Genomic DNA, 14,659 nt, shown 5'->3' on the forward strand with positions numbered 1-14,659 from the left:
GGGAGCGGGCTTGCCGGCGATGAGGCCGGTACAGGCGAGCATTCCTGGTGAAATTTTCCGTATACTGCCGCTTTCGTTCACATCAGGCAGACTCGCGGAGCGTCCATGTCCGGCAATACCTACGGCAAGCTGTTCACTGTCACCACCGCTGGCGAAAGCCATGGCCCGGCGTTGGTCGCCATTGTCGATGGCTGCCCACCGGGCCTGGAAATTTCCCTCGCCGACCTGCAGCACGACCTCGACCGGCGCAAGCCCGGCACCAGCCGGCACACCACCCAGCGCCAGGAAGCCGACGAAGTTGAGATCCTTTCCGGCGTCTTCGAGGGCCGCACCACGGGCTGCTCGATCGGCCTGCTGATCCGCAACACCGACCAGAAGTCCAAGGACTACTCGGCGATCAAGGACCTGTTCCGCCCGGCCCACGCCGACTACACCTACCACCACAAGTACGGCGAGCGCGACTACCGCGGCGGTGGCCGCAGCTCGGCCCGTGAAACGGCCATGCGCGTGGCGGCCGGCGCCATCGCCAAGAAGTACCTGGCCACCCAGGGTATCCAGGTGCGTGGCTACATGAGCCAGCTGGGCCCGATCGAAATTCCGTTCAAGGGCTGGGAGTCGGTGGAAAACAACGCCTTCTTCAGCCCCGACCCGGACAAGGTGCCGGAGCTGGAGGCCTACATGGACCAGCTGCGCCGCGACCAGGACTCGGTCGGGGCGAAGATCACCGTGGTTGCCGAAGGCGTGATGCCGGGCCTGGGCGAACCGATCTTCGACCGCCTCGATGCCGAGCTTGCCCATGCGCTGATGAGCATCAATGCGGTCAAGGGCGTGGAAATCGGCGCAGGCTTCGCCAGCGTCGCCCAGCGCGGCACCGAGCACCGTGACGAGCTGACCCCGGCAGGCTTCCTGAGCAACAACGCCGGCGGCATTCTCGGCGGTATCAGTTCGGGCCAGCCGATCGTCGCCCACCTGGCGCTCAAGCCAACCTCCAGCATCACCGTGCCGGGCCGTTCCATCGACGTTCATGGCAACCCGGTCGAGGTCGTTACCAAAGGCCGCCACGACCCTTGCGTGGGCATTCGTGCGACACCGATCGCCGAAGCGATGATGGCCATCGTGCTGATGGATCACCTGCTGCGTCACCGTGGGCAGAATGCCGAGGTGAAGGTCACGACTCCGGTACTGGGCCAGCTCTGATTCGTCTTTACCGGCCCCTTCGCGGGACAAGCCCGCTCCCACAGGATCAATTTCACAGCTGACTCTACCTGTGGGATTGGCCCTGTGGGAGCGGGCTTGTCCCGCGAAGAGGCCGGTACAGACACCGAAAAGGCCCATTTCATGCCCCCGATCCCCTACTGGCGCCTGTCCAGCTTCTACCTGTTCTACTTCGCCCTGCTGGGCTCCACGGCCCCGTTCCTGGCCCTGTATTTCGACCACCTTGGCTTCCCTCCGGCGCGCATCGGCGAGCTGGTGGCGATCCCCATGCTGATGCGCTGCATCGCCCCCAACCTGTGGGGCTGGCTGGGCGACCGCAGCGGCCAGCGGCTGCTGATCGTGCGCCTGGGCGCGCTGTCGACCCTGGCCACCTTTTCGCTGATCTTCTTTGGCAAGAGCTACGCCTGGCTGGCGCTGGTGATGGCCCTGCATGCGTTCTTCTGGCACGCGGTGCTGCCGCAGTTCGAGGTCATCACCCTGGCCCACCTGCACGGCCAGACCGCACGCTACAGCCAGGTGCGGCTGTGGGGCTCGATTGGCTTCATCCTCACCGTGGTGGGCCTGGGTCGCCTGTTCGAATGGCTGAGCCTGGACATCTACCCGGTCGCACTGGTGACGATCATGGCCGGCATCGTCGCCGCCAGCCTGTGGGTGCCCAACGCTCAGCCGGTGGAGCAGGGGGAGCGCGAGGGGGCCGGCGGCTTCCTGCGCCAGCTGAGGGCGCCAGGGGTGATCGCCTTCTATGTGTGCGTGGCATTGATGCAGCTCAGCCACGGGCCGTACTACACCTTCCTCACCTTGCACCTGGAGCACCTGGGCTACAGCCGCGGCGCCATTGGCCTGTTGTGGGCGCTGGGGGTGGTGGCCGAAGTGCTGATATTCATGGCCATGAGCCGAATCTTCGCGCGCTTCAGCGTGCAGCAGGTGCTGCTGGTCAGCTTCCTGCTGGCGGCGCTGCGCTGGCTGTTGCTGGGCAACCTGGCATCCGAGCCAGGCGTGCTGGTCTTTGCCCAGGTGCTGCATGCGGCCACCTTCGGCTGTTTCCACGCGGCATCGATCGCCTTCGTCCAGGCCAGTTTCGGCGCCCGCCAGCAAGGCCAGGGCCAGGCCCTGTACGCGGCATTGTCGGGCACGGGCGGTGCGCTGGGGGCGCTGTATTCAGGCTACAGCTGGAAACTGCTGGGGCCGACCTTCACCTTTGGTATGGCCAGCGCCGCAGCACTGGCTGCAGCCGTTATCATTGCCACTCGTTTGAAATCGACCAGGACCCGCCGCTGATGAGCATCCTCTGTGTTTTCCACCCGTCCAGCCCGGACTTGCCGAACAAGGTACTGACCCACCACGACGATATCGCTGCAACCTTGGCCGAACAGGGTGTGCGTTTCATTCACCAGCCGCTGGAGCTGCGCGTGCGGCCAGGCACGGGCGAGCAAGCGGTACTGGGCGACTGTCGTGAGCTGCTCGACCAACTGATGACCGCGCACCGCAGCGCCGCCTTCCGCGTACTCGATCGTGATGGCGCGCAACCGGCGCAGGTCGACCTGCGCGACGAGCATGTGCATGACGCCGAAGAAGTGTTTGCGCTGGTGAGCGGCCGTGCCCAGGTCGGGTTGCGTCTGGGTGACTACGTGTATGCAGTGTTGTGCGAGAAGGGCGACCAGCTGGTAGTGCCGGCCAGGACGCGGCGCTGGGTGGAGCTGGGGGATAACCCGTTCTGCGTGGCGCTGCGGCTGTTTGCCAACGAGCAGGGGGTAGAGCCACGGTTTACGGGTGATGAGACGGCTCGGTTGTTCTTGGGCATCGATGAGCTTTGAGCGTTAGTGCCTGACCGGGCCTCATCGCGGATAAATCCGCTCCTGCACAAGTGCCCCGCCATCCCTATGGGCAATGCAGCAACTGTGTGTAGGAGCGGATTTATCCGCGCGAGGCCGGCCCAGGCAAACTCTACCGATAGGTCGGCAACGCAAACCGTTGCTGGCTCTGCAGCATCGAGATCACCGGCAGTTCACTGGCCTGTTCGGCCAAGTCACGGCGAATGGCGCTGATCGCCCAGGACAGCTGTTCGGCGCTGTGCAGTTGCGCATAAGTCAGCACCCGGCGAGTCACTTTGCTGTCAGCGGCGCGAAGGGTAAGCAGGATGCCACCATCGGGACGGGGCTGGGTGGCGACCTGGTAGGCCGGGAACACCGAGACGAACTTTTCCTGGATGAGGTCCATATCAACTCCTGACTGTTGGTGGGCAGACGTGAGTTGAATGTTGCAGTGACCGTGCCAGAACGGTTTTTTAGGAAAAATCCTTTAAATCCAAGGTATTACAAACTTTTTCTGAAGGCGGCGTCGTGCAGGCTGCATGGTCGTGCATTTTGCACAGTGCATTTTGCACGAGTCACGCAACGCCTATCGGCCCTATAGATTCTGAACCTTTGACCCTGTGCACGTGCCTGACAAACACTTGGGCAATCTTTTCTGCCAGGAGGTTCCAGATGTCCGATCAACATGCGCCCGCTGCCATGACCGATGAAGAAACCGCCGCCTTCGCCGAGCAGGTGTTCGAGCGTGCCCGCCAGGGTGACGCCGAGATGCTTGAACGGTTGTTGGCCAGCGGCCTGCCGGCCAACCTGCGCAACCACAAGGGCGACACCTTGCTGATGCTGGCCAGCTACCACGGCCAGCATCAGGCGGTGCAAGTGCTGCTGGCCCATGGCGCCGACCCTTTGATCGCCAACGACAACGGCCAGCTGCCGATTGCCGGCGCGGCGTTCAAGGGCGATCTGGCGATGATTCGCTTGCTGCTGGAGCAGGGGGTGCCGGTGGATGCCGCCGCACAGGACGGGCGTACCGCACTGATGCTCGCAGCCATGTTCAACCGCGGCGAGATCCTCGACTACCTGCTGGCCCAGGGCGCCGACCCGGCCCACCGCGATGCCCGTGGCGTCACCGCGCTGATGGCGGCGCAGACCATGGGCGCAGTGGAAGCCGCAGCACGCCTGCAGGCGCTGGCCGGCTAACCGTTCGGGGGCGTTTGCGGCTATCCTTGGCGACTTTTCACCCGTCGCAGGCCCCCGTTCATGAAAAACCAGTTGCTCGAATTCATCAGCCTCATTGCCGCCGGCTGCATGCGCGATGAAGACATCGAGCGCATCGCCGACGAGGCCGCCCAAGCCTACGCCGACCCCGCCGCCTTCCTGTCCGCCAATCCGGACATAAATTATGACGACAGTTTCCCGATCGCCCTGGGTGAGTGGGTCGTGCTCGGCAGCCTGCCGGATACCGTGGTGTTCCAGGCCGACAGCTACCAGGAGCTGTTCCAGCACATCAGCGATTCGTTCGACAAGAGCGTGCCGTTCACCCTCAAGCCCAAGCAGCTGGCGCGTACCGAGCCGCTGACTGCGCTCAACCGTATTCAGGTGCAGATGGGGGCGTTGAATAAAGAAGCGGGGGGTTATGTGCTGCTGAACTTCAGCCAGTTGCTCGATGATGAGCTGCAGATGGTGATGGTGGGGCAGAACGACCTGGCACGCGTGCTGGAGTTGGGGGCAGAAGTGGGGATCAAGGTGGAGCCGGCGTTGGAGGCCCTGAAGGTCGCGGTTCACGTCTGAATCGTTGGTTGTCGGTCCTGGCCTCTTCGCGGGACAAGCCCGCTCCCACAGACACACATTGATTTCAGTATCAGTGGTGAACCTGTGGGAGCGGGCTTGCCCCGCGAAGAGGCCGGCACAGTCAGGGCAAAAACATCAACCGAGCGCAGTATCCAGAAACATCATCACCGCAAACCCACCCATCAACCCCAGGGTCGCCGCCGTCTGGTGCCCATTGCGGTGGGTCTCGGGAATCACTTCGTGGGACACCACGAAAATCATCGCCCCAGCCGCCAACCCCATGCTGATCGGGTAGGCGAGGGCGAAACCGGTGGAGATCCCCAGGCCGATCACCGCGCCCAGCGGCTCCATCAATCCCGAACCAATCGCCACCAACGCCGCCTTCAGATTCGAAAGCCCGGTCGCGCGTAACGCCAAGGCCACGGCCAACCCTTCGGGAATATCCTGGATAGCGATGGCGCTGGTCAGCGGCAGGCCGATGTTCATGTCGCCGTTGGCAAAGCTCACACCAATCGCCATGCCTTCGGGCAGGTTGTGCAAGGTGATCGCCAGCACGAACAGCCACACCCGGCTGATCCGTTCGGCCTCGGGGCCGCAGGGGCCGGTGCTTTCATGTTCATGCGGGGTGAAGCGATCGAGGCCGAGCATCAGCAGCACGCCAAGGCCCATGCCCAGCACCACGGTGAACGCTGCGGCCGGGCCATTGCCGGTGATCTCGCGGGCGGCATCCAGGCCCGGCAGAATCAACGAGAAGGAACTGGCCGCGAGCATCATGCCCGCCGCAAAGCCGAGCATCACGTCCTGGCTCCGGGCGCTGACGTCGCGCAGCACAACGGCCAGCACCGCCCCCAATGCCGTGGCGCCGAAGCCGGACAAGCCACCGAGCACCGCCAGGTGCAGGTTGTCGGCATGGTCGCCGTTGACGGCGTTCCAGAAGCTGGCCGCCAGCAGCACGATGACCGCCAGCAGGCTCACGCCCAGGCCGGCGCTGAGCCACGGGGTGTTGATCGCTTGTTGCCGCCAGGCGCTCAGCAGGGAGGGGGAGGCGGCGCTTTGGGTGTTGGCGGGGGGCATGGGTACCTCGAACTGATGAATACAAGCAGTCTATCCAGAGACCGGCTCGCGTGACCAAGGATTCCCTTCTATCGACCTGATAGCCGATCATGCGCGGTTTCGCGCACTTCAAGGGGGGGCGACATGGGTTCGACATTCAATTGCGTGGTTGGGCTGATCATCCTGGCCCTGGACATCTGGGCCATCTTCAATGTGCTTAAAAGCGGCAGCAAAGTGGGGATCAAGGTGCTGTGGATGCTGCTGATCGTGCTGGCGCCAGTGATCGGGCTGGTGATCTGGGCGATCGCCGGGCCGCGCGCCAATGTGCGCGCTTGAAGGCCGCGGCAGACAAAAACCGCAACAGGTCCGTGACAAAATTTTCACATTGGTTTAAACAGAATCCGCACCCGCACAATGCTGCGTTGGTCTAGTGCCAGCGCCATCTCCGCAAACCGCAATCCTAGGACTTCCCCATTCATGGCTAACACGGATGCCTTGAAGCAACAGGGCGCGCGAGCTTTCACGCCGACCTTGAAATCGCACCTGGCCTATACGCTGCTCAGCGGCCTGGTAATCATGTTGATGCTCAGCCTGGTGCGCCTTGCGCTGCTGGTCTACAACAGCGACATGATCGGCGACACCCCTTACTCCACGGTCGCCGAAGGCTTCCTCAACGGCCTGCGCTTCGACCTGCGGGTAGTGGTGTACCTGAGCATTCCGTTGCTGCTGGCGATCCTCAGCCCGTGGGCGATGGCCCAGCGTGGCCTGTTCCGCTTCTGGCTGACGATCACCTCGAGCGTGGTGATGTTCCTCGGCCTGATGGAGCTGGACTTCTACCGCGAGTTCCACCAGCGTCTGAACGGCCTGGTCTTCCAGTACATCAAGGAAGACCCGAAGACCGTGATGAGCATGCTCTGGTACGGCTTCCCGGTGGTTCGCTACCTGCTCGCCTGGCTGTTCGGCACCTGGCTGCTGAGCCTGCTGTTCAAGGGCATCGACCGCCTGACCCGGGGCAATGGCGTGCAACGTATCGCCCCCTGGTACAACCGCCTGGCAGTGTTCATGGTGATTTTGCTGGTCGCCGTGGTCGCCGCCCGTGGCACCCTGCGCCAGGGCCCGCCGATGCGTTGGGGTGATGCCTTTACCACCGACTCGAACTTCGTCAACCAGTTGGGCCTGAACGGCACCCTGACCCTGATCGACGCCGCCAAGAGCCGCTTCGGCGAAGACCGCGCCAACATCTGGAAGCCGGTGCTGGAGCAGAACCTGGCCACCCAGACAGTGCGTGAGCAGCTGCTGACCCCGAACGACACCCTGGTCGATGCCGACGAGGCTGCCATCCGCCGTGACTTCGTGCCACCGGCCGAGCGTACCCTGCCGATCAAGAACGTCGTGGTGATCCTGATGGAAAGCTTCGCCGGCCACTCGGTCGGTGCCCTGGGCAGCCCGAATAACATCACCCCTTACTTCGACAAGCTGGCCAAGGAGGGTCTGCTGTTCGACCGCTTCTTCTCCAACGGCACCCATACCCACCAGGGCATGTTCGCCACCATGGCCTGTTTCCCGAACCTGCCAGGCTTCGAATACCTGATGCAGACCCCGGAGGGCGGCCACAAGCTGTCCGGCCTGCCGGCACTGCTCAGCGCCCGCGACTACGACGATGTCTACGTCTACAACGGCGACTTCGCCTGGGACAACCAGTCCGGTTTCTTCGGCAACCAGGGCATGACCACCTTCATTGGCCGTAACGACTTCGTCAACCCGGTGTTCTCCGACCCGACCTGGGGCGTGTCCGACCAGGACATGTTCGACCGTGGCAACGAGGAACTGGCCAAGCACGATGGCAAGAAGCCGATCTACGCGCTGCTGCAGACCCTGTCCAACCACACGCCCTATGCGCTGCCAGCAGACCTGCCGGTCGAGAAGGTCACAGGCCAGGGCCGCCTGGACGAACACCTGACCGCCATGCGCTACTCCGACTGGGCGCTGGGCCAGTTCTTCGAGAAGGCGCGCAAAGAGCCGTACTTCAAGGACACCCTGTTCGTCATCGTCGGCGACCACGGCTTCGGCAACCAGCAGCAAGTCACCGAACTAGACCTGGGCCGTTTCAACGTGCCGCTGTTGCTGATCGCTCCGGGCATCCAGGAGAAGTTCGGTGCGGTCAACCACACCGTCGGTACCCAGGTCGACATCGTGCCGACCATCATGGGCCGCCTCGGTGGCGAGACCCGCCACCAGTGCTGGGGCCGCGACCTGCTCAACCTGCCGGAAGGCGACCAGGGCGTTGGCATGATCAAGCCGTCGGGCAGCGAGCAGATCGTCGGCCTGGTCGAGGGTGACCGCATCCTCATCGAGTCGAAGGACATGAGCCCGCGCATGTACCGCTACCAGTTGGGTCGCGAGTTCAAGGCCGAGCTGATCGAAAGCCCGGACCAGCCGGAAATGCTCAAGAAGCTCGAGGCGTACATCCAGACCGCGACCAAGAGCTTGCTGGACAACACCGCGGGTGTAGTGCACGGCACACCTAAGTAAGTGTGCCCCTTATCGCCGGCAAGCCGGCTCCCACAGGTACAGCGCATACTGCACCTGTGGGGGCCGGCTTGCCGGCGATAGGGCTACTACTGAACTCAGCTGACTGAACAAATCCCCCCGCCCACGGTCAAGCAATTACAGGCATCACCCCGGTGTTCTCTGCTTGAGGGCTATTCAATGAAAGAGTGGGAAGTCATCTTTGCCGACCAGAAAGGCGAGCCGACCACGCTGCTGATGCACGGTGAACAGTGCCCCAGCGAGGAAGAGGCGGCCCGCGCCATTCGTTCGCATCTGTTTCCGGTCATGGATGAGCTGGACCTCAACGACTTCCAGGACCGCGCCCCATCCCCCACGGCACGCTGGCTCAAGGAGCAGAACGGCGTGATCATCACCAGCATCAAAGAAGCACCCTGACCCGCAGGTTGGCGTGGTGCCCTGGCAGGCACTACGCTGGTGGGAGGTGTCGGCCTTTTCTGCGGGGCGGCACCCATTCAGTTCGCGTCTTGCATCAGCTCGATCTGCCGGATGTGTCGGCAGGTGCGTAGTGCACGGAAAGTCTATCCATCGCTTTATTCGGGAGGACGATTCATGAGCAGCCAGAACGACGATATCAGCAGCAATGTCCTGCGCCAGATGAAAGCTGGCGGTTTTGACTTCACCCGCATCCATCCCATCGAGTTCTACGCGGTATTTCCCGACGAAGTCAACGCGCGGCGGGCGGCTGGGCAGTTTCAGGGCGAGTCGCTCAATGCTCAGGTGCATGAGCGGGACGATGGCGTGTGGCACCTGGAGCTGAGCAAGGTCATGTATGCCACTTACGGGGGCATCGGTGACTTCGAGGAGCGGTTCGAGCAGGTCGTTTCACCTTACGGCGGAGAGGTCGAAGGGTGGGGCGTCAAGCACGAACGGCCGATTGCCTGAATGTTGCGGTGGCTTCTTCGCGGGACTAGCCCGCTCCCACAGGCGTTTCACTGAATCTGAAAACACTGGGGTACCTGTGGGAGCGGGCTTGTCCCGCGAAGAGGCCACCGCAAGCTCAAGGCTTGCGCTTGGCCATATGCCCCAGATAAGCCAACAAGGCATCCAGCTCCTGCTCGCTCAACACACTTTCGGCAAACCCCGGCATCCGCGCCTGCGGCCATTGCCGCAAGCTTTGCGGGTCACGTATGTACTGGCGCAAGAACGCCGGCTGGAAATACTCGGTCGGGTTGTGCGGCACATTCAAGTCCGGCCCGAACTGCGCATCGCCCGCGCCATTGAGCCGATGGCAGGCCAGGCAATTCTGCTGGAACAAGGCAAACCCTTGGCGCACGGGGTCGTTGGCCGGCAGTTTCGCGTCCGGCACCAGCGCCGGGAAGCGCTGTTCGACGGGGGCCAGGCGGCGGATCGTGGCGATCTGGAACGGCCACTGCTCAGGCCGGATGCCGCTCGCCTGTGGGTCGGTCCATACCAGATAGAACGGCCCGGCACTGGGTTTGCCGGTGCCCAGTGCTGGCCAAGGCCTGGCCGGATCTTCAACCGCCAGCCAGGCGCGTGCAGGGCCGTCCTGCAGCAACGGTCCGGCGGGCATTTCGGCCGCAAAGCCATCGAGTGCCACGGCCTGCAGGTGGTCATCGGCATCGATGCCTTGCAGCAGTGTGCCCAGAGGCACGGCGCGATAGCGCATGGGCCGCTTATAGGAAACGTCCTGTTCGATGGTGATTTCCTGGGCTTGTGCAAGCAATTCGGCGCTGTCCAGCTGGCGCGGCGCGCCGCCCAGCTCCAGGTGCAACTGCGCCGCCGACAGCGGCAGGCTAGCGAGCAAGGCAAGCAGGGCAAGGCAACGGCGCATAGGCAATCTCCAACCATCAAGGCCGGCAGATTACCTGTGCATTGCCAGTGAAGGCCACAGCCACCGTCATCCGAACAAGCGTGTAAGGTTCGGCAGAATCAGCAGCAAAGTCGTGGCGAACAGAATGAGCCCAGCTTGGCGAAGTTTCGATTGTCTGAACATGGCGGACCGCCTTCTTGTTGTTATTCCTGAATACCCGTTTGGCTTCCTGTCACGTTGGGGGTCGATCACAGTGGCGTGCTGCACGCCGGTACTGAATACCTCTTGAAATCGATATACAACCAACAGTAGGGGCAACGTCATCCCTGTTTCAGAACCCTTTGTTCTATTGAGTAAAATTGAAATCGCTTTCTGCTATGAGGCCAAGGGCCAGCTCGCTGGCATGTCCTTCCTAGACGGCTGCACTTGCGGGTAAAGTTGTCCGACAAAATGTGACCGTTCGTCAGTGCAGCCTACTTGCTTGTACGTGTCTTTCGCGTCAGTCTCTACAACAGATTCCCACTCATGTCGTTCAGGACTATCCCTATGTCGTTACGCATCTGCATCCTTGAAACCGATGTCCTGCGACCGGAGTTGACCGCGCAGTACCAGGGCTACGGAAGGATGTTCGAGCAGCTCTTCTCGCGGCAGCCGATCGCAGCCGAGTTTTGTGTGTACAACGTGATGAACGGCGACTATCCCCCCGACGAAGCGCGCTTCGATGCCTACCTGGTGACGGGCAGCAAGGCCGACTCGTTCGGCACCGATCCCTGGATCCAGACGCTCAAGGCCTACCTTTTGAAGCTGTACGAGCGTGGCGAGAAGCTGCTGGGTGTGTGCTTCGGCCATCAACTGCTGGCGCTGACCCTGGGGGGCAAGGCCGAACGTGCCGACAAAGGTTGGGGTGTGGGCATTCACCGGTACTCGCTGGCGGCGCATGCGCCGTGGATGGACCCGGAAGTGTCCGAGCTGACCCTGCTGATCAGCCACCAGGATCAGGTCACCGAGCTGCCGGAGGGTGCCACGGTGATCGCCTCGAGCGATTTCTGCCCGAACGCGGCGTACCACATTCGGGATCAGGTGCTGTGCTTCCAGGGGCATCCGGAGTTCGTCCATGACTACTCGCGGGCGCTGCTCGATGCGCGTCAGGATTACCTGGGTGACGAGGTGTACCACAAGGCGGTGGCGAGCCTGGCGAGCGAGCACCAGGGCGATCTGGTGGGCGAGTGGATGATGCGATTCGTTCAGCAGACGGGCAAGGCTGGCGATAGCGCGGCCTGATCATGTTTGGGGCTGCTGCGCAGCCCATTCGCGGGACAAGCCCGCTCCCACAGGATTGCTACAGGCCATGAAGGCTGCAGGCATCCTGTGGGAGCGGGCTTGTCCCGCGAAGAGGCCCTACAGCCAGCCAGATCTCTTGAAGCTGGCATACAAGCCCGAACACCCCACCCCAATCACCCCCAGCACCACGAAATACCCGTACTGCCATCCCAGCTCCGGCATGTTCTGAAAGTTCATCCCGTAGATCCCGGCAATCGCCGTGGGAAACGCCAGGATGGCCGCCCATGCCGCGAACTTGCGCTGCACGATGCTCTGCCGTGACGACTCCAGCAGCATGCCGATCTCGATGGTCTGGCTGGCGATATCGCGGATCCCGGCCAAATCCTCCATCTGCCGCGTGACGTGGATTTGCACGTCGCGAAAATACGGGCGCATGTTCTTGTCGATGAACGGGAAGCTCAGCCGCTGCAGTTCCTCGCTCACTTCCACCATCGGTGCCACGTAGCGGCGCAAGCGCAGGATGTCGCGGCGCAGGCTGTGCAGGCGCCTGATGTCTTCTTCCTGCAGCGAACCACCGAGCACGCTTTGCTCCAGCTCTTCGATTTCCCCATGGATCGCTTCGCTGACCGGCTGGTAGTTCTCGGTGACGAAGTCGAGCAGGGCGTAGAGCACGAAATCTTCGCCATGTTCGAGCAGCAACGGCCGCGCCTCGCATCGCTGGCGCACCAGGGCATAGGATTTCGAGTGGCCATTGCGGCAGGTGATGATGTAACCGTTGCCGGCGAAGATGTGGGTTTCGATGAACTCCAGCTTGCCCTCATGGCGCACGGGCGAATACGTGACGATGAACAGCGCGTCGCCGAAGGTTTCCAGCTTCGGCCGACTGTGTTTTTCCAGCGCGTCCTCGATGGACAGTTCGTGCAGGTTGAACTGGCGCTGCAGGTTGGCCAGTTCCTCGGCGTTGGGTTCTTCCAGGCCGATCCAGACGAAATGCCCAGGCTTGCGCGCCCACTCGCTGCCTTCATCGATGCTGATGTTGGTGACCTTCCTGCCGGCGGCGTACACCGCCGATGCCACGACTCGACCCATGGTGATCCACTTGTTCGGTTGCACACGGGTTACAGCTTGGGCTGTAGTGGGCGCAAGAGCAACCTAGTGGTTGGCCAGCTCGCTTTCCATGCGGTCGATGCACTGCTGCATCTGCGTGCGGCACTGCTCGACCAGGGCCGGCACGTCCTGTTGGCTGAGTCCGGCGGTGGCGATCGGTGGCAGCGAGCGCACGATCACCGTGCGCTGGCGCCAGCTGTTCAGGCTCAGGCGGCGGGTGTAGCGGCTGACGCACACCGGCACGATCGGCACGCCGGCCTCGATGGCCATGTGGAAGGCGCCTTTCTTGAACGCCAGCAATTGCTCCTCGGGGTTGCGCGTGCCTTCCGGGAAGATCCAGATCGAGGTGTCGTCACGCAGGATCCGCGTGGTCACCTGCATGGCCTTGCGCGCCTGGTAGGCGTTGCTGCGATCGATCAGCACGTTGCCGCCGAGCCAGAACAATTGCCCGAACAGGGGAATCCAGCCGAGGCTCTTCTTGCCGATGGCAACGGTGCGTTGCGGCACCACATGGCCAAGGATGAACAGGTCGAAGTTGGATTGGTGATTGGCGACGATCACGCAGCCGGGCGGTTGGTCCCACAACGGGCCGACCTCGGCCTTGACCTTGATGCGCATCAGCCAGGTGGCGGGCACGCTGTAGAGGCGGGCGAACACGCGGCTGTTGTCGCGGTTGAAGGGGCGCAGCAGGCCGATCAGCAGACCGATGAAACCTACCAGCAAAAAGTGCAGCGCCAGCAGGAGCATGCGAAGGGAGTAGAGCATTGTACAACTCACACCAGAAGTCGCGGCGCAGTGTACGGATGTGCACTGGCGGGGGCAAACATCCAGGATGTGTCTGCACTGGCCTCTTCGCGGGACAAGCCCGCTCCCACAGGTGCCCCACCGAATCTGAAAGCAGTGGAACAACTGTGGGAGCGGGCTTGTCCCGCGAAGAGGCCGGTAGGGTCAGCCCATATGCCCCTGGTCCAGCCCGATCGCTTCATCCAGCGCATCGAGCAGCCCTTTGCGCACCTTCAGCTTGGTGTTCTTGTGCGCCAGCATGTTGAGCTTTTTCAGCTCGCGCGCCACGGCCAGGGCGGTTTCGTGCAGTTGCTCGGCCGGCACCACCTTGTCGAGGAAGCCGGCATCCAGCGCGTCCTTGGGCTCGAACATCTCGGCATTGATCACCGAGCGGTGGAAAGCCGCACGGCCCAGGCGGTCGCGCGCCAGCTCGATGCCCGCGTGGTGCATGGTCATGCCGATCTGCACTTCGTTCAGGCCAATCTTGTACGGGCCTTCGACACCGATCCGGTAGTCGGCCGACAGCAGCAGGAAGGCACCCTTGGCGACCGCGTGGCCAGGGCAGGCAACGATCACCGGGAACGGGTGCGACAGCAGGCGCCGGGCCAGGGTGGAGCCGGCGGTGACCAGACTGACTGCTTGCTGGGGGCCTGAAGTCATCACCTTGAGGTCGTAGCCGCCGGACAGGATGCCCGGCTGGCCGGTGATGATCACCACGGCCCGCTCCTGGGTGGCGCGGTCGAGGGCGGCATTGAAGGCAGCGATGACATCCGGGGAGATGGCGTTGACCTTGCCGTTGTTCAGGGTCAGGGTCGCGATGCCGTCTTCGGCGTGGTAGGTAATCAGCTCGCTCATGACAGAGTCCTTTAAGTGGCGTGGCGACGACGTTACCCAGCGGCGCGGGCCAGGTAAAGCAGCAAGGCTGACCAGCCAGTCAGCGCGCAGGCTCCACGCCTTGCCGCGCCGGGGCAGTGTGTTGACGACCAGTAAAAGCGCAGGCGAATTTGGCAGCATTGCCCTGGCGACCTCGGTTTTTCAGTGGGTTGGCTTAAATGCATGAAAAATTTGAAAAAAATGCTTGCCAAAGAAAAGCTCTTCCACTAAATTAGCGCGCCTCGACAGGGTGAAAGCCTTGAAGGGAAAACGGTGAAGTGTCCGAGTGGTCGAAGGAGCACGCCTGGAAAGTGTGTATACGAGAAATCGTATCAAGGGTTCAAATCCCTTCTTCACCGCCACATTCTGCGAAGAGCCCCCGAGCTGAAAAGTTCGGGGGCTTTTT

The 14,659-nt window shown here is 62.6% G+C and carries 16 protein-coding genes and 1 tRNA gene; 11 read left to right on the forward strand and 6 right to left on the reverse strand.

Features of this window, described 5'->3' with window-relative positions:
* Positions 1-105: 105 nt before the first annotated feature.
* The 3 genes from aroC to PMI38_RS08150 all read left to right on the forward strand — a co-directional run bounded on the left by aroC (position 106) and on the right by PMI38_RS08150 (position 3,029).
* Positions 106-1,197: a chorismate synthase gene (aroC, locus tag PMI38_RS08140; RefSeq protein ID WP_008092628.1), complete on the forward strand. Its 1,092-nt coding sequence runs from the start codon at positions 106-108 to the stop codon at positions 1,195-1,197.
* A 141-nt stretch (positions 1,198-1,338) separates the two neighbouring features.
* Positions 1,339-2,493: an MFS transporter gene (locus PMI38_RS08145; protein WP_043273252.1), complete on the forward strand. Its 1,155-nt coding sequence runs from the start codon at positions 1,339-1,341 to the stop codon at positions 2,491-2,493.
* Positions 2,493-3,029: an oxidase gene (locus tag PMI38_RS08150; protein WP_008092631.1), complete on the forward strand. Its 537-nt coding sequence runs from the start codon at positions 2,493-2,495 to the stop codon at positions 3,027-3,029. The genes PMI38_RS08145 and PMI38_RS08150 overlap by 1 nt, the downstream gene beginning before the upstream one ends.
* A gap of 130 nt (positions 3,030-3,159) precedes the next feature.
* On the opposite strand, the gene PMI38_RS08155 is transcribed toward PMI38_RS08150, so the two are convergent.
* On the reverse strand, positions 3,160-3,432 hold the full coding sequence (locus PMI38_RS08155; RefSeq protein ID WP_008092632.1) for a DUF3509 domain-containing protein: 273 nt from the start codon (positions 3,430-3,432) through the stop codon (positions 3,160-3,162).
* Between the two features lie 266 nt (positions 3,433-3,698).
* Here PMI38_RS08155 and PMI38_RS08160 point away from each other — a divergent pair, with 266 nt between their 5' ends.
* Both PMI38_RS08160 and PMI38_RS08165 read left to right on the forward strand, forming a co-directional pair.
* On the forward strand, positions 3,699-4,223 hold the full coding sequence (locus PMI38_RS08160; protein ID WP_008092633.1) for an ankyrin repeat domain-containing protein: 525 nt from the start codon (positions 3,699-3,701) through the stop codon (positions 4,221-4,223).
* Between the two features lie 60 nt (positions 4,224-4,283).
* Positions 4,284-4,814, forward strand: coding sequence for a hypothetical protein (locus PMI38_RS08165; RefSeq protein ID WP_008092636.1), 531 nt, complete (start codon positions 4,284-4,286; stop codon positions 4,812-4,814).
* Between the two features lie 135 nt (positions 4,815-4,949).
* On the opposite strand, the gene PMI38_RS08170 is transcribed toward PMI38_RS08165, so the two are convergent.
* A complete protein-coding gene (locus PMI38_RS08170) occupies positions 4,950-5,888 on the reverse strand; it encodes a ZIP family metal transporter (RefSeq protein ID WP_008092638.1) in 939 nt (312 codons plus the stop codon).
* Between the two features lie 123 nt (positions 5,889-6,011).
* Between PMI38_RS08170 and PMI38_RS08175 the strand changes: the two genes are divergently transcribed.
* From PMI38_RS08175 to PMI38_RS08190, 4 genes are all read left to right on the forward strand, one after another.
* A complete protein-coding gene (locus PMI38_RS08175; protein ID WP_008092639.1) occupies positions 6,012-6,203 on the forward strand; it encodes a PLDc N-terminal domain-containing protein in 192 nt (63 codons plus the stop codon).
* A gap of 141 nt (positions 6,204-6,344) precedes the next feature.
* On the forward strand, positions 6,345-8,399 hold the full coding sequence (locus tag PMI38_RS08180) for an LTA synthase family protein (RefSeq protein ID WP_008092642.1): 2,055 nt from the start codon (positions 6,345-6,347) through the stop codon (positions 8,397-8,399).
* Positions 8,400-8,576: 177 nt separating this feature from the next.
* Positions 8,577-8,813: a hypothetical protein gene (locus PMI38_RS08185; RefSeq protein ID WP_008092644.1), complete on the forward strand. Its 237-nt coding sequence runs from the start codon at positions 8,577-8,579 to the stop codon at positions 8,811-8,813.
* 174 nt (positions 8,814-8,987) lie between these two features.
* A complete protein-coding gene (locus tag PMI38_RS08190) occupies positions 8,988-9,320 on the forward strand; it encodes a ribonuclease E inhibitor RraB (protein WP_008092646.1) in 333 nt (110 codons plus the stop codon).
* A 115-nt stretch (positions 9,321-9,435) separates the two neighbouring features.
* Here the strand turns inward: PMI38_RS08190 and PMI38_RS08195 are convergent, their stop codons facing one another.
* Entirely contained in the window at positions 9,436-10,230 is a 795-nt protein-coding gene (locus PMI38_RS08195) for a c-type cytochrome (RefSeq protein ID WP_008092648.1), read from the reverse strand.
* Between the two features lie 525 nt (positions 10,231-10,755).
* Here PMI38_RS08195 and PMI38_RS08200 point away from each other — a divergent pair.
* On the forward strand, positions 10,756-11,490 hold the full coding sequence (locus PMI38_RS08200) for an amidotransferase (protein WP_008092650.1): 735 nt from the start codon (positions 10,756-10,758) through the stop codon (positions 11,488-11,490).
* A gap of 117 nt (positions 11,491-11,607) precedes the next feature.
* On the opposite strand, the gene PMI38_RS08205 is transcribed toward PMI38_RS08200, so the two are convergent.
* The 3 genes from PMI38_RS08205 to PMI38_RS08215 form a co-directional block, all read right to left on the reverse strand.
* Entirely contained in the window at positions 11,608-12,579 is a 972-nt protein-coding gene (locus PMI38_RS08205; protein WP_008092652.1) for a magnesium and cobalt transport protein CorA, read from the reverse strand.
* 63 nt (positions 12,580-12,642) lie between these two features.
* Positions 12,643-13,362, reverse strand: coding sequence for a lysophospholipid acyltransferase family protein (locus PMI38_RS08210; protein WP_008092654.1), 720 nt, complete (start codon positions 13,360-13,362; stop codon positions 12,643-12,645).
* 183 nt (positions 13,363-13,545) lie between these two features.
* The gene (locus PMI38_RS08215) at positions 13,546-14,235 is read right to left on the reverse strand and encodes a crotonase/enoyl-CoA hydratase family protein (RefSeq protein WP_008092656.1); all 690 of its coding nucleotides are present in this window, start codon (positions 14,233-14,235) and stop codon (positions 13,546-13,548) included.
* Between the two features lie 290 nt (positions 14,236-14,525).
* Here PMI38_RS08215 and PMI38_RS08220 point away from each other — a divergent pair.
* A tRNA-Ser gene (locus tag PMI38_RS08220) sits at positions 14,526-14,615 on the forward strand.
* Positions 14,616-14,659 lie beyond the last annotated feature (44 nt).

Origin of the sequence: Pseudomonas sp. GM84, assembly GCF_000282535.1 — a bacterium.
Classification (GTDB): Bacteria; Pseudomonadota; Gammaproteobacteria; order Pseudomonadales; family Pseudomonadaceae; genus Aquipseudomonas.

What these genes read in the sequence shown, in the direction of transcription:
- PMI38_RS08160 (WP_008092633.1), top strand. Translation starts at nt 3,699, where the DNA reads ATGTCCGATCAACATGCGCCCGCTGCCATGACCGATGAAGAAACCGCC.
- PMI38_RS08175 (WP_008092639.1), top strand. Translation starts at nt 6,012, where the DNA reads ATGGGTTCGACATTCAATTGCGTGGTTGGGCTGATCATCCTGGCCCTG.
- PMI38_RS08195 (WP_008092648.1), bottom strand. Translation starts at nt 10,230, where the DNA reads ATGCGCCGTTGCCTTGCCCTGCTTGCCTTGCTCGCTAGCCTGCCGCTG.
- PMI38_RS08185 (WP_008092644.1), top strand. Translation starts at nt 8,577, where the DNA reads ATGAAAGAGTGGGAAGTCATCTTTGCCGACCAGAAAGGCGAGCCGACC.
- PMI38_RS08150 (WP_008092631.1), top strand. Translation starts at nt 2,493, where the DNA reads ATGAGCATCCTCTGTGTTTTCCACCCGTCCAGCCCGGACTTGCCGAAC.
- aroC (WP_008092628.1), top strand. Translation starts at nt 106, where the DNA reads ATGTCCGGCAATACCTACGGCAAGCTGTTCACTGTCACCACCGCTGGC.
- PMI38_RS08155 (WP_008092632.1), bottom strand. Translation starts at nt 3,432, where the DNA reads ATGGACCTCATCCAGGAAAAGTTCGTCTCGGTGTTCCCGGCCTACCAG.
- PMI38_RS08200 (WP_008092650.1), top strand. Translation starts at nt 10,756, where the DNA reads ATGTCGTTACGCATCTGCATCCTTGAAACCGATGTCCTGCGACCGGAG.
- PMI38_RS08165 (WP_008092636.1), top strand. Translation starts at nt 4,284, where the DNA reads ATGAAAAACCAGTTGCTCGAATTCATCAGCCTCATTGCCGCCGGCTGC.
- PMI38_RS08180 (WP_008092642.1), top strand. Translation starts at nt 6,345, where the DNA reads ATGGCTAACACGGATGCCTTGAAGCAACAGGGCGCGCGAGCTTTCACG.
- PMI38_RS08145 (WP_043273252.1), top strand. Translation starts at nt 1,339, where the DNA reads ATGCCCCCGATCCCCTACTGGCGCCTGTCCAGCTTCTACCTGTTCTAC.
- PMI38_RS08205 (WP_008092652.1), bottom strand. Translation starts at nt 12,579, where the DNA reads ATGGGTCGAGTCGTGGCATCGGCGGTGTACGCCGCCGGCAGGAAGGTC.
- PMI38_RS08215 (WP_008092656.1), bottom strand. Translation starts at nt 14,235, where the DNA reads ATGAGCGAGCTGATTACCTACCACGCCGAAGACGGCATCGCGACCCTG.
- PMI38_RS08190 (WP_008092646.1), top strand. Translation starts at nt 8,988, where the DNA reads ATGAGCAGCCAGAACGACGATATCAGCAGCAATGTCCTGCGCCAGATG.
- PMI38_RS08170 (WP_008092638.1), bottom strand. Translation starts at nt 5,888, where the DNA reads ATGCCCCCCGCCAACACCCAAAGCGCCGCCTCCCCCTCCCTGCTGAGC.
- PMI38_RS08210 (WP_008092654.1), bottom strand. Translation starts at nt 13,362, where the DNA reads ATGCTCTACTCCCTTCGCATGCTCCTGCTGGCGCTGCACTTTTTGCTG.